Below are 18,606 nucleotides of genomic sequence, written 5' to 3'. Positions count from 1 at the left end.
CATGCCCATTGCCTTGCTCGCGCTGACCCTCAGCGCTTTTGCCATCGGGACGACCGAGTTCGTCATCGTTGGCCTGTTACCCACCATCGGCGCCGACCTGGGTGTCGACTTGCCGTCCGCCGGCCTGCTGGTCAGCCTCTACGCCCTGGGCGTGGCCATCGGCGCGCCGGTACTCACCGCCCTCACCGGCAAAGTGCCACGCAAACTGCTGTTGTTGTCGCTGATGGTGCTGTTCACCCTCGGCAACCTGCTGGCCTGGCAAGCGCCGAGTTATGAGTCCCTGGTACTGGCACGGATCGTCACCGGCCTGGCCCACGGGGTGTTCTTCTCGATTGGCTCCACCATCGCCACAAGCCTGGTGCCCAAGGAAAAAGCCGCCAGCGCGATTGCCATCATGTTTACCGGCCTGACCGTCGCATTGGTGACCGGTGTGCCACTGGGGACGTTTATCGGCCAGCACTTCGGCTGGCGCGAAACCTTCCTCGCCGTCTCGGCCCTGGGCTTGATCGCGTTTATCGGCAGCCTGCTCTACGTACCGAAAAACATCGCCCACAGCAAACCCGCGTCGCTGTTGCAGCAACTGCAAGTGTTGAAACAACCACGGCTGCTGCTGGTGTACGCCATGACGGCGGTGGGTTACGGCGGCTCGTTCATCGCGTTCACCTACCTGGCGCCAATCCTTCAGGACATCTCCGGGTTCAGCGCCGGCACCGTCAGCCTGGTGTTGCTGGTGTATGGCATCTCGGTGGCCATCGGTAATATCTGGGGCGGCAAGCTGGCCGACAAACGCGGCCCGATCAGCGCCCTGAAAATCATCTTTGCCCTGCTCGCCGCTGTGTTGTTCGTGCTGACCTTCACCGCGGGTAATCCATGGCTGGCCCTGGCCACTGTGCTGGTGTGGGGCGCGGTCGCTTTCGGCAACGTGCCGGGCTTGCAGGTGTATGTGGTGCGCCAGGCGGAACATCACACGCCGAATGCGGTGGACGTGGCCTCGGGCCTGAACATCGCGGCGTTCAACCTGGGGATTGCCGGTGGCGCGTGGGCCGGCGGCATGATCGTTGCCCACATGGGCTTGATCCACACGGCGTGGATTGGCGGCTCGGTGGTGTTGGTGGCCTTGGCGCTGACGGCCTGGAGCGGGCGCCTTGACCGGCTGGGGCCGGTGTATGCCGAAAGTTCGACCCGGGTGGTTGGCGGGCACTGATCCCGCAGCGATAAAGAACCCAATGTGGGAGCGGGCTTGCTCGCGAAAGCGGTAAGTCAGTCAACAGAGATATCGACTGACCCACCGTCTTCGCGAGCAAGCCCGCTCCCACATTTTGAGAGGTGCCGTCTGTAGGACCGTCGAAACTTTCTCCCGATCCTCACAGTCATCCAAAAACGGAGGTCACCACACAGTTAACCCACGGGAGTCATCATGGCCGCGATTTATATCGGCATTTCCGGCTGGCGCTACACGCCCTGGCGGGGGGATTTCTACCCCGAGGGCCTGACCCAGAAGCGCGAGCTGCAGTTTGCCTCACGGGCGGTCAACAGCATCGAGATCAACGGCTCGTTCTACGCGCTGCAAACACCCAAGCGCTATGCCGAGTGGTATGGCGACACGCCTGAAGGGTTTGTGTTCAGCGTCAAGGCGCCACGCTATATCACGCATATCCTGCGGCTGCGGGAGGTGCACAAGCCGATGGCGAATTTCTTCGCCTCCGGGGTGCTGGAACTCAAGGAAAAGCTTGGGCCGATCCTCTGGCAGTTCCCGCCCAGTTTCAAATTCGACCCGCCGTTGTTTGAAGCCTTTCTCGCCGAATTACCCACCACTACCCAGCAGGCCGCCGCCCTCGCCCGCGAGCATGAGCCGCGCCTGAACGGCAAGGCGAGCCTGCAAGCCCACGGTAAAAAGCCGCTGCGCCATGCGGTGGAGATTCGCCACAAGAGTTTCGCCGTGCCGGAATTTGTCGAGATGCTCGACAAGCACGGCGTGGCCCTGGTGGTGGCCGACACAGCCGGCAAGTGGCCCTACCTGGAAGACGTCACGGCCAACTTTGTGTACCTGCGCCTGCATGGGGACAAAGCGCTGTATGCCAGCGGCTATACGCCCGAAGCGCTCAAGCGCTGGGGCGATCGCATCGAACGCTGGAGCCACGGCAAACAACCCGCCGATGCACAGTTGATCGATCCGAAGCACAAACCCCGCGCCCGCAAGCAGCGCGAGGTGTTTTGCTACTTCGATAACGACATCAAGGTGCGCGCGCCCTTCGACGCGCGCCAATTACTGCAGCGTTTTGGCCTGGACCTGGCACTGGCCACCGAACCCGGCAAGTTGCCGGACACGGGGGTGTTGCCATGACCCATCCGGAACTGATGCCAACCACGCCCACCGAAACCATCACCCGCTTCAGGGTGCTGACGGTCAATACCCACAAGGGCTTCACCGCGCTCAACCGGCGCTTCATATTGCCCGAGTTGCGGGAGGCGATTCGCAGTGTGGCCGCCGACGTGGTGTTCCTTCAGGAAATCCACGGCACCCATGAACGCCACCCCAAGCGCTACAGTAACTGGCCGAGCATGCCGCAATACGAGTTCCTCGCCGACAGTATCTGGCCGCAATACGCCTACGGTCGCAACGCGGTGTATCCCCATGGCGACCACGGTAATGCGTTGCTGTCGAAATTCCAGATCATCCGCTACGACAATCTCGACATCTCCCAGAGCGGCCACGAAAGCCGCGGGCTGCTGCATTGCGTGCTGCGCTTGCCGGGCAACGTGCAGGACGTGCATGCCATCTGCGTGCACCTGGGACTGCGGGAAGTCCATCGCCAGCAGCAACTGCGCCTGATCGCGCAGCGGGTCGCCGAGATTCCCGCCGACGCGCCGGTGATTGTCGCCGGTGATTTCAATGACTGGCGCCAGCGCGCCGATCTCGCCCACTGCGGGCTGCGGGAAGTGTTTATCGAAACCCACGGCAAGCCGGCCCGCACCTTCCCGGCGCGCCTGCCGCTGCTGCCGCTGGACCGCATCTATGTGCGCAACCTCAAGGTGCATCAGCCCCAAGTCCTGACCAGCCGCCCGTGGTCACACTTGTCGGACCATGCGCCGCTGTCGGTGGAGATCGAGTTATGAACAGCGCACCACTGGAAAAGGTCGCGGTGGAACACATCGCGACTGACCAACCGCCGGACGATGCCGTGGCCCGGGACCTGGATTACGGCTGGCAGAGCGGTAACCAGATCGAGTTGCTGGAAAACGGCGAGGCCTACTTTCCCAAAGTGTTCGAGGCGATGCGCCAGGCCCAGCGGGAGATCTTGCTGGAGACCTTTATCCTTTTCGAAGACAAGGTCGGCCACGAGCTCAAAGGCATTTTGATCGAGGCGGCGCAGCGTGGCGTCAAGGTCGTCGCCTGCCTCGATGGCTTTGGTTGTGGCGAGCTGACACCGGGGTTTCTCAGCGAATTGAGCCAGGCCGGCGTGACCGTGCAGATGTTCGACCCGGCGAGCAAGACATTGGGTTTTCGCACCAACTGGTTTCGCCGTCTGCACCGCAAGATTGTGGTGGTGGATGCCAGTGTGGCGTTTATCGGCGGGATCAATTTCTCGGCGGATCACCTGGGGGATTTCGGCCCCGAGGCCAAACAGGATTATGCCGTGCAGGTGCAGGGCCCGGCAGTCGCCGACCTGCATCATTTCGCCCTCGCACAAAGTGGCCGGCGTGTGCGCAAGCGGCGCGGCTGGCGGCGCGAGCAACGCCCGTCGCCATGGGCTGCCGGCGAAGGCGATGGCCTGGTACGGCTGATCTACCGGGACAATCTGCAACACCGTACCGATATCGAAGAGGCCTACCTGCACGCCCTGCGCAAGGCCGAGCGGCGGGTAGTGATCGCCAACGCCTATTTCTTTCCCGGCTACCGCCTGCTGCGGGAAATTCGTAATGCCGCGCGGCGCGGCGTGCACGTGCAGTTGATCATGCAGGGCCAGCCGGATGTGCTGCTGGCCAAGCTGGCGGCACGCATGCTCTATGACTATTTGCTCAAGGAAGGCGTGGTGATCCACGAGTACTGCCAGCGTCCGTTGCACGGCAAGGTGGCGCTGGTGGATGAAGAGTGGAGCACGGTGGGTTCGAGCAATCTCGACCCGTTGAGCCTGTCGCTGAACCTGGAGGCGAATGTGCTGGTTCGTGATCGTGCCTTCAACCAGCAGTTGTTCGAGCGCCTGGAATATCTGAGCCAGAACCACTGCAAGACCATGCCGGAAAACCGCGCTCCTCGCGGCTGGTTCTGGCGGGTGACCGTGGGTTTCGTGGTGTTCCATGTGCTGCGGCATTTTCCGTCGTGGACCGGCTGGTTGCCGGCCCACAAGCCGAGGTTGAAACCCTTCGTTCTTGAGGAGCGTGCGGATCATGACCCAAGCTCGCATCGCTGAAGAAAGCGCTCGCCCCGGCTTCTTGAAACGCTGGAAAAAACCGCTGACGGTGGTGTTTTTCCTGGTGCTGATCGTGTTGTTCACCCTGCTCGCCCGGCGTATCGACTGGAGCGAAGTGCTCGACACCCTGGGCGACTTCAAGCTGCGCACGCTGCTCATCGCGGGTGCGCTGACCCTGTGCAGTTTCCTGGTGTATTCGAGCTTCGACCTGATCGGCCGCACCTACATCCGCCAGCCGTTGGGCTGGAAGCAGATTTTGCCGGTGGGCATCATCAGCTATGCGTTCAACCTCAACCTGAGCGCGTGGGTAGGTGGCATCGCCATGCGCTATCGGTTGTATTCCCGACTCGGGGTGAGCAGCGGGAACATCGCGAAGATCCTCGGCTTGAGCCTGGCCACCAACTGGTTCGGCTACATGGCGATCGCCGGCGCGGTATTCAGCAGCGGGCTGGTGACATTGCCGCCGGGGTGGAAGCTCAGCAGCGGTGCGTTGCAAGGCGTCGGCGTGCTGTTGGTACTGGCGAGCCTGGGTTACCTGCTGGCCTGTCGCTTGTCGAAAAAGCGCGCATGGTCGATACGCGGGATTGAAATCAGCCTGCCGTCGCTGCGCATGGCAGTGTTGCAGTTGGCGCTCGGCGCGCTGAACTGGTCGCTGATGGCAGCAGTGATTTTTACCCTGCTGCCCAAGCAGCTGGATTACCCCGTGGTGCTCGGGGTGTTGCTGATCAGCAGCATTGCCGGGGTGGTCACGCATATCCCGGCAGGGCTGGGTGTGCTGGAGGCAGTGTTCATTGCCTTGCTGCAGCACGAAGCGTCCCGCGGCAGTCTGCTCGCGGGGCTGATCGCCTACCGCGCGATCTACTTCATCCTGCCGTTGCTGGTGGCCCTGGTGATGTACCTCGCGGTCGAAGCCAAGGCCAAGGCATTGCGCGTGAAGAAAACGCCTACGACTGGATGATGCTCAAGCGCTCGCCCACCACCATCTCGGTAATCCAGTCCACCAGGATCGAGGTGTAGGCCTGCTGGGAAACCGGATCACTCAGGGAATGATCCGCACCGTCGATAATCCGGTGAGTCAGCGAATGCGTCTGCTGGCAGGCGGCGCGGTAGCTCATGATGGTGGCGTGGGGCACGTGGTCGTCGGTCTCCGACTCCACGATCAACACATCACCGGTAAACGCCGCGCAAGCATGCAGAGCGCGATTGGTTTCGGCGTGCACAAAGGTGCCGCGATAATCCATCAGGTCGGCCTTGTCCAGGTCGCGCTTGGGCTTGAGCCATTCCTGGTCGCGGTACAGCGCCGGCACCCGCAAAGCCAGCCAGCGCACGGGGCGCAGCGAAGTGAGGATGGCGGCCAGGTAACCGCCGTAGCTGGTGCCCACCACTGCCACCGCCGAGGTGTCGATGGCCGGGTGTGACAACAGGCGGTCGTAGGCCGCGAGCAGGTCGCGCAGGTTGTCTTCGCGGGTGACGCGGGATAACGGAATGCCGTTGCCGGCATGGCCGCGCAGGTCGAATGTAAGGCATACACAACCGAGCCCGGCGATACCTTTGGCGCGTTCCAGGTCACGCTCCTGGCTCCCACCCCAGCCGTGCACAAACAACACCCCCGGTACTTTCGATTTGGGACTGAGGAAGGTCCCGCTCATCTGTTCGTCGTCGATATCAATGGCAATGGTTTCGCTTCTAGCCGTCATAGGATTTGACCGTCACGTACTTGAGAAGAAAGTCGCTGTTTTCTGCCGGGCCCCGGTACACCTCGATCGCGTCAGCGGGCAGTGGCTGGTCGACGTAGGTTTCTACCGACGAGACATAAATCGCCCGCAGCCCGGGATTGTTGACGAAGCTTTGCAGCGCCGCGACTTCCGCGCTGCTGGCCCCGCCCATGCGCCAGGATTGCTCGAGCACGCCGCTGCGGCGTTGGCCGTCGCTGTCCAGGCCCTGGGCGATGTCGTAATTGCGCCGCGAGGCGTAGAACCCGGGATAGGCCTCATCCGCCGCGTTATCGAAGACCTGCGCTTGCTGGATGGCCAGGCGCACGTCAGCGGGCAGGTCGAGCTTGAGCAGGTCTTCGTAGTAGCCCTGGACCACCAACAGGTTGGAACCACCATAGACCTCTTCGCCCTGCCCGTCCCGGGTCAGGTATTGATCGCCGCAGTAGCTGATGACGTGATCGCCGATAAAGCTCTGGCCGACACTGTGGGTGACCACGTCACTCAGGTCCTGCTCCAGCACCACGCCGTCGCTGAACAATTGCGCCGCATCAGGGCGCGCGAGGATGGCGTCGAACTCGTCGAGGCTGCGGATCACTTCCTGGCCGCGACCGGCGCAGGCATGCACAGGCTTGAGACGGATCGGCCCGGTGTACAGCAAATGGGTCGCCGCCGGCCGCGCATCTGCCAGGGCGTGCACACTCAACCCATCCAGCACCACATTGCGGATGCGCTCGGAAAAAAGCGGCGACCAGCCTTCGGGCGCAACCGCGTTTTTATTCAGCAAACCGTGGCTGATGGCCTTGGTGCAGATGAAATCGTGATCGACGTAGCCGCCCCACAAATCCTCAGGGCCTTTGACGCCGAATTGCCGCGCCTGGGCCGCGCCGACCAGCGTCTGAGTGGGCAATAGATAGAGGTCGCGCCCACTGTGCAGCTCAGGGTTATAGCTGCCGCCATATTTGAGCCCGAGGACGTGCGCCAGCCAACGGGCCAAGGCGCGGTTGGTCTCCACTTCGTGCAATGGCGCTTGCGGACGGATTGAATGCGCCACCACGATTTTTTTGCGATTTGTCGGGGTCATGCGTCCCCCTTGGCTCTGCTGCCATGTGTGTAAGGAAACGGTAGCAGGGATCAAGCCAAGGCGGCGTTTGTTTAAACGCGCGTGGAATCAATCAGTTGCGGGAAAAGCGATAGCACTTGGCCTGTTTTATTCTGCACGAAGTGCTCGAGGTGTCGCGGCGTTCTGCACGATTCAGGCGTGCGCCTTGGTGGGCGTCACGCCGAAACGGCTGCGGTAATCACTTGGCGCCAGCCCGGTGATTTTCTTGAATGTGGCGCGGAAGGCGCCGGGGTCCTGATACCCCACGGTCCAGGCGATGTGATCAATGGTGCCGTTGGTGAACTCGAGCATCTGGCGCGCCTTGCCGACACGCAGGTGCTGGCAATATTCGGTGGGTTTCAAACCGGTGGCGGCGCGGAACCGTCGCAGGAAGGTGCGTTCCTCAAGTCCCGCCTCCTGCGCCATGGCAGCCAACGAAACATCCACCGCACCGCTGGCCTGCAGCCAATGTTGCACCTTGAGAATCGCAGCGTCGCCATGGGCAAGGATCGGCGCAAAGTTACTGCCGCACTCACTGGCGCTGTCACTGTGTTCGATCACCAGGAAACGCGCGGTGCTGGCAGCGATGCTCGGGCCGAGCAAACGGTCCACCAGGCGCAGGCCCAATTCGGACCAGGCCATGAGGCCGGCGGTGGTGATCAAGTCGCCGTCGTCGACGATGGGTTTGTCGGCTTCCAGGCGAATCGCCGGATAACGGGCGGCGAAGGATTTCGCCGACGTCCAGTGCGTGGTTGCGCTGCGACCGTCCAACAGGCCGCTTTCCGCCATCAGGATCGAACCTACGCACACCCCGCCCAGAATGGTCCCGGAGCGATGTTGCTGGCGCAGCCAATCCAGCAATTCGGCGGACGCCTGGCCCTCGGAAAAGCCAGCGATGGAGGGTGGAATCAGCAAGGCCGTCAACCTATCCCCGCTACCGGGCTCGCTATCGAATACACGGGTCGGCGCACCGCCTGTTTCAGCCTGCCAATGGCTGATGCGCAGGGACGGCAGTTGCTCGGACTGATGCTCGGTCGCAATCCGGTTGGCGACCGCGAACAGGTCGGTCAAGCCATGCACGGCGGCCATTTGCGCGCCGCGGTAGATCAGCACGCCGAGCTCGACGATCGCCATTGTCAGTTTTCCCTCTGTTATTGTCGGTGCGGCCAATCCCCAGGCGTCACGCCAGCCAGGATACTGGACGCATCAACCCTCACAAGGAAACCAACATGGCCAAGCAAGCGCTCATCCTAATCGATATCCAGAACGACTACTTCCCCCAGGGCAAGTGGCCGCTAGACGGAGTGGACGCGGCGGCAGACAAGGCGCAGCAAGTGCTACAGGCATTTCGCCAGGCAGGCGATACGGTGATTCACGTACGCCACGAATTCACCTCCGACGATGCCCCCTTCTTCACCCCGGGTTCGGAAGGTGCACACCTGCACCCCAAGGTGCTGAACCAGGCCGACGAGCCGGTGGTGCTCAAGCATTTCGTCAATGCGTTCCGCGAAACCAACCTGCGGGCGCTGCTGGAACAACGCAGCATCACCGAGCTGGTGGTGGTGGGCAGCATGAGCCATATGTGCATCGACGGCGTGGTGCGCGCGGCGGCGGACCTGGGCTACACCGTGACGGTGATCCACGATGCCTGCGCCACGCGGGACCTGGAATTCAATGGCAGCGTCGTGCCGGCAGCCCAGGTGCATGCGGCGTTTATGTCGTCGCTGGGGTTTGCTTATGCGAGCGTGGTGTCGGCGGAACAGTTCTTGTCCGCCGATTGACCTTCTCCGCGCTTACCGGGTAGCGATGATGAACAGCCGAGGGAAAGGCAGCAGTACTGTGCCATCGGCCAGCGCTGGATAAGCCTTGGTGATCCGCGCCAGGTACTCGTCGAGGAAGGCGTTCCTTTCTGACTCGGTCAGGGGCGCCAGGAACGGACGCAATGCCGACCCCTTGAACCACTCCACCACCGCGGCAGAACCTGCCAGCGGATGGTGGTAAGTGGTGCGCCATACATCCACGGTGGAACAGTGTTGGCTCAGCAACTCAAAGTAGTAGCTCGCGGTATGGCGTTCATTGTGTTTGACGCTGCCGATCTTTGCGGCCCACGGGCCGTCCGCCGCGACTTCCCGCGCCAGCTTGTGGGCCGGCTCGTCAAGATTGTCGGGCGTCTGCACCGCCAGGGTGCCGCCGGGAGTCAGTTGATTGACTAAATGCGGATACAGCGTGGCGTGATCAGGCAGCCATTGCAGCGATGCATTGGCGAGGATGACGTCAAATTTCTGCACGGGGTTCCAGGCGCCGATATCCGCCAATTCGAAGTTCAACGCGGGTAGGCGCTTGCGGGCGTCGACCAGCATGTCATCGGAACTGTCCATGCCGGTGACTACTGCCTGCGGAAAGCGCTCAGCCAGGACTTCAGTCGAGTTGCCCGGGCCGCAACCCAGGTCGACGGCGGTGCGCACGTCACCCTCAGGGATGGCCGCTACCAGATCCCGGACGGGACGAGTGCGCTGTTGTTCGAACATCGAGTATTGCTTGGCTGACCAGGTCATTGCGGCATTCCTTCTTCTGTGAGGAGTGACAACAGCCTAAATCTTGTGATCCATGAGAACAAATGCCACGATTGATCATCTCCCATACCTGAAAAGTATCCCTATGCTGGAACTCAGGCAGCTCAGGGCCTTCGTCGCGATTGCCGAAGAAGGCTATATCACCCGCGCGGCAGAACGACTGGGCATGCAGCAACCGCCGCTGACCCGCCTGTTGCAAAGTCTTGAAGCCGAGTTGGGTGTGGTGCTGATGGAGCGCCTGCCACGAGGCGTGCGCCCGACCACTGCGGGGCTGGCCTTGCTGGAAGAGGCGCGGCATATCTTGGCCAGCGTCGATGGTGTGGCCGACATTGTGCGCCGCGCTGCCCGAGGTGAACGCGGACGCCTGGCGATTGGTTTCACCAGCTCTGCCGCCTTGCATCCGTTTGTGCCCAGCGTACTGCGCCTGTTTCGGGAAACCTTTGTCGGCGTTTCAGTGGTACTGGAAGAAGCCGGTACCGGTGAACTGCTGGACGCGTTGCTGCACGAAAAGCTCGACGCGGCGTTCATTCGCTCGCCGCTGAGCGGGACGCAGGCGTTGCAGGACCAGCCAATTCTGGTAGAGCCAATGTTGCTGGCGCTGCCTACCGACCACCCACTGGCTATCAACCCGTCGACGCCGCTGCCGTTGGCGGCATTGGCCACCGAGGCGTTTGTGCTGTATCGGCGCCGGGTGGGGCTTGGGTTGTATGACGCGATTCTGGTGGCGTGTCGCGAAGCGGGTTTCAGCCCGCAAGTTGTGCAAGAGGCGCCGCGCATGACGGCGACGTTGAGCCTGGTGGCTGCGGGGCTTGGGGTTTCGATTGTGCCTGCCTCAATGCAACGGTTGCGGGGCGACGGGATTGTTTATCGCGAGCTTTCGGAGTGCCGGAGCCTGGTGGCGCCGTTGCACCTGGCTACCCGGGTAGGTGATACGTCGTCGGTATTGGAGAGGTTTCGGGAGTTGGTGGTGAGCGCCGCTTCTACTGACGTTTAGCGGATTGCCGTGTCCGCAATGAAAAACCCCCGGGGCCAAGGCCACCGGGGGTTTTCTGGTGTTACGCGACAGTTCTGGGTCTCAAGCGACCTTAGAACGGAATATCGTCATCAAAGCTGTCGAAGTCGGCTGCCGGCTGAGGAGCGGCCTGCTGTGGCGCTGGACGCGACTCACGCTGTGGCTGCTGGGTTGGCTGCGGACGGGACTGCTGCTGTGGACGCGGCGCCGAGTTGGACATGCCGCCCTGGCCCTGTTGGTCGCCCTGTGGACGGCCGCCCAGCAGTTGCATGGTGCCTTGCATGTCGACCACGATTTCAGTGGTGTAACGCTTGATGCCGTCTTTTTCCCACTCGCGGGTTTGCAGCTTGCCTTCGATGTAGACCTGCGAACCTTTGCGCAGGTATTCACCGGCGATCTCTGCAACCTTGCCGAACATCGACACACGGTGCCATTCGGTTTTCTCGACCTTCTGGCCGGTTTGCTTGTCGGTCCACTGCTCGCTGGTCGCCAGACTCAGGTTGGTCACGGCGTTACCGTTCGGCAAGTAGCGAACTTCGGGATCCTGGCCGCATGTACCGACCAATATGACTTTGTTAACCCCACGGGCCATAACGTTCTCCTAGGCTGGGCGCGCTGTCGGCACTGGGTTGACCAGTTGCTCGAGCGTCGCGCGATCCAATAATTCGGTGTCCAATTTGATGTAGATGGCGGCTTCTTCAGTAACAACCACAGCATCCGTAACCCCAACAACGGCCTTAAGGCGCTCGACCAGACCGGCTTCGCGGATCGCTTCGGGCGATAACGGCAAGCGCAGGCTCGTCACATAGGGAGGTTCGCGCATGGTAACAGCAAAGGCTAGCCAGAGGGCAGCCAGACCTGCGCATCCCAGGAACACAACCGACAAACCGCCATGCTGGAACATCCAGCCACCCATGATCCCGCCCAGTGCAGAACCGAGGAACTGGCTGGTTGAATACACGCCCATCGCCGTGCCTTTGCCGCCGGCCGGTGAAACCTTACTGATCAGCGAAGGCAGTGAAGCCTCCAGCAGGTTGAACGCGGTGAAGAACACCACCGTGCCGATCACCAGCGCCCGCAGGCTGTCGCCGAACTGCCAGAAGAATAGCTCAGTGAGCATCAGTGTCGCGACGGCGCCCAACAGAACTCGTTTCATTTTGCGTTTCTTCTCGCCGTAGATGATGAACGGGATCATGGCGAAGAACGAAATCAGCAGCGCGGTGAGATAGACCCACCAGTGCTGCTCCTTGGGCAACCCGGCTTTTTGCACCAGGGCCAGGGGCAAGGCGACGAAGCTGCACATCAGCATCGCGTGTAATACGAAGATACCCAAATCCAGGCGCAACAGGTCCGGGTGCTTGAGTGTCGGCAGCAATGCCTGCTTGGCGACGCCCGACTCACGGTGCTGCAACGGCCCCGTGGAATGCGGAACCATGAAGGCGACAATCACGATGCCGAACAGCGCCATGCCACCGGTGGCCAGGAACAGACCGTGCAAGCCGAACGCGCGGGTCAGCAGCGGGCCGACTACCATCGCCACGGCGAACGAAAGACCGATGGTCATGCCGATCATCGCCATGGCCTTGGTACGGTGTTGTTCGCGGGTCAGGTCGGAGAGCAGTGCCATGACGGCGGCGGAAATCGCGCCGGCGCCTTGCAGGACGCGTCCGGCGATCACGCCCCAGATAGAGTCGGCATTGGCCGCAAGCACACTGCCCAGGGCGAAGACGATCAGGCCGAGGTAGATCACCGGCCGGCGGCCGATGCGGTCGGAAATGACGCCGAACGGAATCTGAAACAGCGCCTGGGTCAGGCCATAGGCGCCAATCGCCAGGCCGATCAGGGCCGGGGTCGCTCCTGCGAGATCCATTCCATAGGTTGCCAGCACCGGCAACACCATAAACATGCCAAGCATACGGAATGCGAACACCAGGGCCAGACCGCTTGCTGCGCGGGTCTCGCTGCCACTCATGCGTTCGCTGTGGGGATCGTGCATGGATAAACCTCGTGTGAACCGGCGGCGATTCTACCAGTCCCATCGATTGAGAGGGTATATGCGGCGCTTTGCCGCGCAGCTTTCATGTAAGGCTGCACCCGGCACTTTGACAGTGTATATTCATCCAGTCTTTAGCCGTATACTCCTGCATTATTTACGCCCGCCGTGCGAGGCCATCTTGGACAAGATCCTGATTCGTGGGGCTCGAACCCACAACCTGAAGAACATCGACCTGACCCTGCCACGGGACAAACTGATCGTCATCACCGGCTTGTCCGGGTCCGGCAAGTCGTCCCTGGCGTTTGACACGCTGTACGCCGAAGGCCAGCGCCGCTACGTGGAATCCCTGTCGGCCTATGCCCGCCAGTTCCTGTCGATGATGGAAAAGCCCGACGTCGACACCATTGAAGGCCTGTCGCCTGCGATTTCCATCGAACAGAAATCCACCTCCCACAACCCGCGCTCCACCGTGGGCACCATCACCGAGATCTACGACTACCTGCGCCTGCTGTATGCCCGCGTGGGTATTCCCCGCTGCCCGGACCACGACATTCCCCTGGAAGCCCAGACCGTCAGCCAGATGGTCGACCTGGTGCTGGCCCAGCCGGAGGGCGCCAAGCTGATGCTGCTGGCACCGGTGATTCGCGAGCGCAAGGGTGAACACCTTTCGGTCTTTGAAGAACTGCGTGCCCAGGGTTTCGTGCGTGCCCGCATCAACGGCAAGCTCTACGAGCTGGACGAAGCGCCGAAGCTGGATAAACAGAAAAAGCACTCGATTGATGTGGTCGTCGACCGCTTCAAGGTGCGTGCCGATTTGCAGCAGCGCCTGGCGGAGTCTTTCGAGACCGCGCTGAAGCTGGCAGACGGCATTGCCCTGGTGGCGCCGATGGACGATGAACCCGGGGAAGAAATCATCTTCTCCGCGCGCTTCGCCTGCCCGATCTGCGGCCATGCCATCAGCGAGCTGGAACCGAAGCTGTTTTCCTTCAACAACCCGGCCGGCGCTTGCCCGACCTGTGATGGCCTGGGGGTTAAGCAATTCTTCGACATCAAGCGCCTGGTCAACGGTGACCTCACACTGGCGGAGGGTGCGATACGTGGCTGGGACAGGCGTAACGTCTATTACTTCCAGATGCTGGGTTCGTTGGCGTCGCACTACAAGTTCAGCCTGGAAGTGCCGTTCAACGAACTGCCCGCCGAACAGCAGAAATTCATCCTGCATGGCAGCGGTTCACAGAACGTCGACTTCAAGTATTTGAACGACCGTGGCGATATCGTCAAACGCTCGCACCCGTTCGAAGGCATCGTGCCGAACCTGGAGCGGCGCTACCGCGAGACAGAGTCCGCCAGCGTGCGCGAGGAGCTGGCCAAGTTCCTCAGCACCCAGCCTTGCCCGGATTGCCGTGGCACACGCCTGCGCCGTGAGGCACGGCATGTGTGGGTTGGCGAGAAGACCCTGCCGGCAGTGACCAACCTGCCGATTGGCGATGCCTGCGAATACTTCGGCACGCTGAAACTGACGGGCCGTCGCGGGGAAATTGCCGACAAGATCCTCAAGGAGATTCGTGAACGGCTGCAGTTCCTGGTCAACGTGGGCCTGGACTACCTGTCGCTGGACCGCAGTGCCGACACGCTTTCCGGCGGTGAAGCCCAGCGGATTCGCTTGGCCAGCCAGATCGGTGCCGGCCTGGTGGGCGTGTTGTACATCCTCGATGAACCGTCGATTGGTTTGCATCAACGGGACAACGACCGTTTGCTAGGCACGCTGAAGCACCTGCGGGACATCGGCAATACGGTGATCGTGGTCGAGCACGATGAAGACGCGATTCGCCTGGCCGATTATGTGGTCGATATCGGCCCGGGAGCGGGCGTTCACGGTGGGCATATTGTCGCCGAGGGCACGCCGGCTGAAGTGATGGCGCATCCTGACTCGCTGACCGGTAAGTACCTGTCGGGTCGCGTGAAGATCGCCGTGCCGGCCAAACGCACCCCGCGCAACAAGAAGATGGCACTGCACCTCAAGGGCGCGCGTGGTAACAACCTGCGCAATGTAGACCTGGAGATCCCGCTGGGCCTGCTGACCTGTGTGACCGGTGTATCCGGTTCGGGCAAATCAACGCTGATCAACAACACGCTGTTCCCGTTGAGTGCCACTGCACTGAACGGCGCGACCACCCTGGAAGCCGCCGCTCACGACAGCATCAAGGGCCTGGAACACCTGGACAAGGTGGTCGATATCGACCAAAGCCCGATTGGCCGCACACCGCGCTCCAACCCGGCGACCTACACCGGGCTGTTCACGCCGATTCGCGAGCTGTTCGCCGGCGTGCCGGAATCGCGCTCCCGTGGCTACGGGCCTGGCCGGTTCTCGTTCAACGTCAAGGGCGGCCGCTGCGAAGCGTGCCAGGGCGATGGCTTGATCAAGGTGGAGATGCACTTCCTGCCGGACATCTACGTGCCGTGCGACGTGTGCAAGAGCAAGCGCTACAACCGCGAAACCCTGGAGATCAAGTACAAGGGCAAGAGCATCCACGAAACCCTCGAGATGACGATCGAGGAAGCGCGGGTGTTCTTCGACGCGGTACCGGCCCTGGCGCGCAAGCTGCAGACACTGATGGATGTTGGCCTGTCGTACATCAAGCTGGGTCAGTCGGCGACGACGCTGTCGGGTGGCGAGGCCCAGCGGGTCAAGCTGTCTCGCGAGCTGTCCAAGCGTGATACCGGCAAGACGCTGTACATCCTCGACGAGCCGACCACAGGCCTGCACTTCGCGGATATTCAGCAATTGCTGGATGTGCTGCATCGCCTGCGTGACCACGGCAATACGGTGGTAGTGATCGAGCACAATCTGGATGTGATCAAGACCGCCGACTGGCTGGTGGACCTGGGGCCGGAAGGCGGTTCCAAAGGTGGGCAGATCATTGCGGTCGGCACACCGGAGCAAGTCTCGGAGATGAAGCAGTCTCACACCGGCTTCTACCTCAAGCCTCTGCTGGCTCGCGACAAGGACTGATTGTTCAGCCCCACGAAAAAGCCCCTGTCACCGTGTAAGTGACAGGGGCTTTTTAGTAGCTGGAGGAATCAGAACTGCGATTGCAGGTAATTCTCCAGGCCAATCAGCTTGATCAGGCCCAACTGCTTTTCCAGCCAGTAGGTGTGATCCTCTTCGGTGTCATTCAACTGCACCCGCAGGATTTCCCGCGTGACGTAGTCGTTGTGCTGCTCGCAGAGCTCAATGCCCTTGCAGAGCGCGGCACGGACCTTGTACTCAAGGCGCAAGTCGCTGGCGAGCATCTCAGGCACCGTGGTGCCGGTATCCAGGTCGTCGGGACGCATACGGGGCGTGCCTTCGAGCATCAGGATACGGCGCATCAGTGCGTCGGCGTGCTGTGCCTCTTCTTCCATTTCATGGTTGATACGCTCGTAGAGCTCGGTAAAGCCCCAGTCTTCGTACATCCGCGAGTGAATGAAATATTGGTCACGAGCTGCCAGTTCGCCCGTCAGCAACGTGTTGAGGTAATCGATTACGTCGGGGTGACCTTGCATCGCCCTACATCTCCCTGCTTGAAAGTCTGTAGTTTGAACCATGATGACCCGGAGGTCACGGGACCAACGGCAGAAAAGTGAAGATTTCCGGTGAAAAGTAGCTTAAATAACGCAAAAACCGCCCAAATGAGGGCGGTTCTGCTTATCGTTTAGAGTCAGTTAAGCGATACACCCAGTGCAGATGCGATCCCTTCTCCATAAGCCGGGTCGGCCTTGAAGAAGTACTGCAACTGGCGCTGCACCACGTCGCTGGAAACACCCGCCATTGCGCCGGCGATATTGTTGATCAGCAGGGCTTTCTGCTCATCGTTCATCAGGCGGAACAGCGCACCGGCATGGCTGTAGTAGTCGGTATCTTCGCGGTGATCGTAACGATCAGCCGCACCGCTCAGGGCCAAGGCTGGCTCGGCGTACTGAGGAGCCTGCTTCGGCGCATCGGCGTAGCTGTTTGGCTCGTAATTGGGGGCCGCACCACCATTGGAGCCGAATGCCATCGAACCATCACGCTGGTAGCTGTTGACTGGGCTGCGTGGCGCATTCACCGGCAGTTGCTGGTGATTGGTACCTACGCGGTAGCGATGGGCATCGGCGTAAGCGAACACGCGCCCTTGCAGCATGCGGTCTGGCGACAGGCCAACACCCGGGACCATGTTGCTTGGACCGAAAGCCGCCTGTTCAACTTCAGCGAAGTAGTTCAGCGGGTTGCGGTTCAGTTCCAGCTCACCCACTTCGATCAGCGGGAACTCTTTCTGCGACCAGGTCTTGGTCACGTCGAACGGGTTTTCGTAGTGAGCGTTGGCCTGGGCCTCAGTCATGATCTGAATGCACACGCGCCATTTCGGGAAGTCACCACGCTCAATAGCACCGAACAGATCGCGCTGAGCGTAATCAGGGTCGGTACCGGCCAGGCGTGCAGCGTCAGCCGGCGCCAGGTTCTTGATACCTTGCTTGGTCTTGTAGTGCCACTTCACCCAGTGGCGCTCACCTTTGGCGTTAATCAAGCTGTAGGTGTGACTGCCGAAGCCGTGCATGTGACGGTAGCCGTCCGGGATGCCACGGTCCGAAAACAGGATGGTGACCTGGTGCAGCGCCTCAGGGGAGTGCGACCAGAAGTCCCACATCATCTGTGCACTTTTCAGGTTGCTTTGCGGAAGGCGCTTTTGGGTGTGGATAAAGTCGGGAAACTTCAGCGGGTCGCGGATGAAGAACACCGGGGTGTTGTTACCAACGATGTCCCAGTTGCCTTCTTCGGTGTAGAACTTCAACGCGAAACCACGCGGGTCGCGCTCAGTATCAGCCGAACCACGCTCGCCACCCACCGTGGAGAAGCGCAGGAAAGTCGGAGTTTGCTTGCCCACAGAATCGAAGAGCTTGGCGCTGGTGTACTGCGTGATGTCTTGAGTGACGGTGAAGGTACCGTAAGCGCCCGAGCCTTTGGCGTGTACACGACGCTCAGGAATGTTTTCACGGTTGAAGTGAGCGAGCTTCTCGATCAGGTGAAAGTCGTCGAGCAGCAGCGGGCCGCGTGGGCCGGCGGAACGGGAATTCTGGTTATCCGCAACAGGTGCGCCGCTGGCGGTAGTAAGGGTTTTATTCTGGCTCATGCTCAATCTTCCTCAGGTCAGTCTTGGAACTGCCGGCTAATCGGCTTGGAGCGATTATTGACCAGGAAGATGACACCATCAAATTTATTAAATCATACCCACCGATAGAAATTAACTAACGATACATCCGAACGGATATCAAAAGTTGCTGCACGGGATGAACGTGTATTCGCTCGAGGTAATGCCAGTTTTCCAACGCGCACAAAAAACCGGGCACTAGGCCCGGTTCTTCGTTACAGACTGACGTCTTACTCAGCGGATACAGCTTCACCGCCAACTGGACGATCGATCAGCTCAACGTACGCCATAGGCGCGTTGTCACCAGCGCGGAAACCGCACTTGAGGATGCGCAGGTAGCCACCCTCACGGGTAGCGTAACGCTTGCCCAGGTCGTTGAAGAGCTTACCAACGATAGCTTTCGAACGAGTACGGTCGAAAGCCAGACGGCGGTTAGCCAGGCTGTCTGTCTTGGCCAAAGTAATCAGCGGCTCAGCAACGCGACGCAGTTCTTTAGCTTTCGGCAGTGTAGTTTTGATCAGCTCGTGCTCGAACAGCGACACCGCCATGTTCTGGAACATAGCCTTACGGTGCGAGCTGGTACGGCTCAGGTGACGACCACTTTTACGATGACGCATGGTTCATTCCTTAC

The 18,606-nt window shown here is 61.0% G+C and carries 17 protein-coding genes; 8 read left to right on the top strand and 9 right to left on the bottom strand.

The features are described from left to right. Window position 1: 1 nt before the first annotated feature. The 5 genes from HX811_RS09710 (at window position 2) to HX811_RS09690 (ending at window position 5,370) form a co-directional block, all read left to right on the top strand. Window positions 2–1,204 (top strand): MFS transporter, encoded by a 1,203-nt coding sequence (locus HX811_RS09710; protein ID WP_177035943.1) that lies wholly within the window; start codon window positions 2–4, stop codon window positions 1,202–1,204. A gap of 213 nt (window positions 1,205–1,417) precedes the next feature. Continuing rightward, on the top strand, window positions 1,418–2,344 hold the full coding sequence (locus HX811_RS09705; RefSeq protein WP_177045698.1) for a DUF72 domain-containing protein: 927 nt from the start codon (window positions 1,418–1,420) through the stop codon (window positions 2,342–2,344). After that, the gene (locus HX811_RS09700) at window positions 2,341–3,117 is read left to right on the top strand and encodes an endonuclease/exonuclease/phosphatase family protein (RefSeq protein ID WP_003210026.1); all 777 of its coding nucleotides are present in this window, start codon (window positions 2,341–2,343) and stop codon (window positions 3,115–3,117) included. The genes HX811_RS09705 and HX811_RS09700 overlap by 4 nt, the downstream gene beginning before the upstream one ends. Further along, window positions 3,114–4,412 carry a cardiolipin synthase ClsB gene (gene clsB, locus HX811_RS09695; protein ID WP_177045696.1) on the top strand — a complete coding sequence of 433 codons (1,299 nt, stop codon included), beginning with the start codon at window positions 3,114–3,116 and terminating at the stop codon, window positions 4,410–4,412. The genes HX811_RS09700 and clsB overlap by 4 nt, the downstream gene beginning before the upstream one ends. Continuing rightward, on the top strand, window positions 4,390–5,370 hold the full coding sequence (locus HX811_RS09690; RefSeq protein ID WP_177045694.1) for a lysylphosphatidylglycerol synthase domain-containing protein: 981 nt from the start codon (window positions 4,390–4,392) through the stop codon (window positions 5,368–5,370). The genes clsB and HX811_RS09690 overlap by 23 nt, the downstream gene beginning before the upstream one ends. Here the strand turns inward: HX811_RS09690 and HX811_RS09685 are convergent. The 3 genes from HX811_RS09685 to HX811_RS09675 form a co-directional block, all read right to left on the bottom strand. Continuing rightward, on the bottom strand, window positions 5,357–6,109 hold the full coding sequence (locus tag HX811_RS09685; RefSeq protein WP_003210032.1) for a S9 family peptidase: 753 nt from the start codon (window positions 6,107–6,109) through the stop codon (window positions 5,357–5,359). The genes HX811_RS09690 and HX811_RS09685 overlap by 14 nt on opposite strands. After that, window positions 6,099–7,208: a DUF3182 family protein gene (locus HX811_RS09680; RefSeq protein WP_177045692.1), complete on the bottom strand. Its 1,110-nt coding sequence runs from the start codon at window positions 7,206–7,208 to the stop codon at window positions 6,099–6,101. The genes HX811_RS09685 and HX811_RS09680 overlap by 11 nt, the downstream gene beginning before the upstream one ends. 171 nt (window positions 7,209–7,379) lie before the next feature. Then, window positions 7,380–8,360: a GlxA family transcriptional regulator gene (locus HX811_RS09675; RefSeq protein WP_177045690.1), complete on the bottom strand. Its 981-nt coding sequence runs from the start codon at window positions 8,358–8,360 to the stop codon at window positions 7,380–7,382. 95 nt (window positions 8,361–8,455) lie between these two features. On the opposite strand from HX811_RS09675, the gene HX811_RS09670 reads away from it, so the two are divergent. Further along, a complete protein-coding gene (locus HX811_RS09670) occupies window positions 8,456–9,007 on the top strand; it encodes a cysteine hydrolase family protein (RefSeq protein WP_177045688.1) in 552 nt (183 codons plus the stop codon). 12 nt (window positions 9,008–9,019) lie between these two features. Here the strand turns inward: HX811_RS09670 and tam are convergent, their stop codons facing one another. Next, window positions 9,020–9,781, bottom strand: coding sequence for a trans-aconitate 2-methyltransferase (gene tam / locus HX811_RS09665; protein WP_177045686.1), 762 nt, complete (start codon window positions 9,779–9,781; stop codon window positions 9,020–9,022). Between the two features lie 103 nt (window positions 9,782–9,884). Here tam and HX811_RS09660 point away from each other — a divergent pair, with 103 nt between their 5' ends. Beyond that, window positions 9,885–10,793, top strand: a complete 909-nt coding sequence (locus HX811_RS09660) for a LysR family transcriptional regulator (protein WP_177008886.1) — start codon at window positions 9,885–9,887, stop codon at window positions 10,791–10,793. A 91-nt stretch (window positions 10,794–10,884) separates the two neighbouring features. Here the strand turns inward: HX811_RS09660 and HX811_RS09655 are convergent, their stop codons facing one another. Further along, on the bottom strand, window positions 10,885–11,403 hold the full coding sequence (locus HX811_RS09655; protein ID WP_003210042.1) for a single-stranded DNA-binding protein: 519 nt from the start codon (window positions 11,401–11,403) through the stop codon (window positions 10,885–10,887). Between the two features lie 9 nt (window positions 11,404–11,412). Beyond that, window positions 11,413–12,807: an MFS transporter gene (locus HX811_RS09650; RefSeq protein WP_003210044.1), complete on the bottom strand. Its 1,395-nt coding sequence runs from the start codon at window positions 12,805–12,807 to the stop codon at window positions 11,413–11,415. A gap of 178 nt (window positions 12,808–12,985) precedes the next feature. On the opposite strand from HX811_RS09650, the gene uvrA reads away from it, so the two are divergent. After that, window positions 12,986–15,820, top strand: coding sequence for an excinuclease ABC subunit UvrA (gene uvrA / locus HX811_RS09645; protein ID WP_003210046.1), 2,835 nt, complete (start codon window positions 12,986–12,988; stop codon window positions 15,818–15,820). Window positions 15,821–15,888: 68 nt separating this feature from the next. Here the strand turns inward: uvrA and bfr are convergent, their stop codons facing one another. The 3 genes from bfr to rplQ form a co-directional block, all read right to left on the bottom strand. Continuing rightward, window positions 15,889–16,353 carry a bacterioferritin gene (bfr, locus tag HX811_RS09640; RefSeq protein ID WP_003210048.1) on the bottom strand — a complete coding sequence of 155 codons (465 nt, stop codon included), beginning with the start codon at window positions 16,351–16,353 and terminating at the stop codon, window positions 15,889–15,891. Window positions 16,354–16,508: 155 nt separating this feature from the next. Next, window positions 16,509–17,957 carry a catalase gene (locus HX811_RS09635; RefSeq protein WP_008436430.1) on the bottom strand — a complete coding sequence of 483 codons (1,449 nt, stop codon included), beginning with the start codon at window positions 17,955–17,957 and terminating at the stop codon, window positions 16,509–16,511. Window positions 17,958–18,205: 248 nt separating this feature from the next. Beyond that, a complete protein-coding gene (rplQ, locus tag HX811_RS09630; protein WP_003210053.1) occupies window positions 18,206–18,592 on the bottom strand; it encodes a 50S ribosomal protein L17 in 387 nt (128 codons plus the stop codon). Between the last annotated feature and the right edge of the window lie 14 nt (window positions 18,593–18,606).

Origin of the sequence: Pseudomonas sp. F8002, assembly GCF_013385495.1 — a bacterium.
Lineage (GTDB): Bacteria > Pseudomonadota > Gammaproteobacteria > Pseudomonadales > Pseudomonadaceae > Aquipseudomonas.
Note: the sequence above shows the minus strand (reverse complement) of the source record. Positions and strands in the feature narration are given on the sequence as shown.

What these genes read in the sequence shown, in the direction of transcription:
- HX811_RS09710 (WP_177035943.1), top strand. Translation starts at nt 2, where the DNA reads ATGCCCATTGCCTTGCTCGCGCTGACCCTCAGCGCTTTTGCCATCGGG.
- HX811_RS09705 (WP_177045698.1), top strand. Translation starts at nt 1,418, where the DNA reads ATGGCCGCGATTTATATCGGCATTTCCGGCTGGCGCTACACGCCCTGG.
- HX811_RS09700 (WP_003210026.1), top strand. Translation starts at nt 2,341, where the DNA reads ATGACCCATCCGGAACTGATGCCAACCACGCCCACCGAAACCATCACC.
- clsB (WP_177045696.1), top strand. Translation starts at nt 3,114, where the DNA reads ATGAACAGCGCACCACTGGAAAAGGTCGCGGTGGAACACATCGCGACT.
- HX811_RS09690 (WP_177045694.1), top strand. Translation starts at nt 4,390, where the DNA reads ATGACCCAAGCTCGCATCGCTGAAGAAAGCGCTCGCCCCGGCTTCTTG.
- HX811_RS09685 (WP_003210032.1), bottom strand. Translation starts at nt 6,109, where the DNA reads ATGACGGCTAGAAGCGAAACCATTGCCATTGATATCGACGACGAACAG.
- HX811_RS09680 (WP_177045692.1), bottom strand. Translation starts at nt 7,208, where the DNA reads ATGACCCCGACAAATCGCAAAAAAATCGTGGTGGCGCATTCAATCCGT.
- HX811_RS09675 (WP_177045690.1), bottom strand. Translation starts at nt 8,360, where the DNA reads ATGGCGATCGTCGAGCTCGGCGTGCTGATCTACCGCGGCGCGCAAATG.
- HX811_RS09670 (WP_177045688.1), top strand. Translation starts at nt 8,456, where the DNA reads ATGGCCAAGCAAGCGCTCATCCTAATCGATATCCAGAACGACTACTTC.
- tam (WP_177045686.1), bottom strand. Translation starts at nt 9,781, where the DNA reads ATGACCTGGTCAGCCAAGCAATACTCGATGTTCGAACAACAGCGCACT.
- HX811_RS09660 (WP_177008886.1), top strand. Translation starts at nt 9,885, where the DNA reads ATGCTGGAACTCAGGCAGCTCAGGGCCTTCGTCGCGATTGCCGAAGAA.
- HX811_RS09655 (WP_003210042.1), bottom strand. Translation starts at nt 11,403, where the DNA reads ATGGCCCGTGGGGTTAACAAAGTCATATTGGTCGGTACATGCGGCCAG.
- HX811_RS09650 (WP_003210044.1), bottom strand. Translation starts at nt 12,807, where the DNA reads ATGCACGATCCCCACAGCGAACGCATGAGTGGCAGCGAGACCCGCGCA.
- bfr (WP_003210048.1), bottom strand. Translation starts at nt 16,353, where the DNA reads ATGCAAGGTCACCCCGACGTAATCGATTACCTCAACACGTTGCTGACG.
- HX811_RS09635 (WP_008436430.1), bottom strand. Translation starts at nt 17,957, where the DNA reads ATGAGCCAGAATAAAACCCTTACTACCGCCAGCGGCGCACCTGTTGCG.
- rplQ (WP_003210053.1), bottom strand. Translation starts at nt 18,592, where the DNA reads ATGCGTCATCGTAAAAGTGGTCGTCACCTGAGCCGTACCAGCTCGCAC.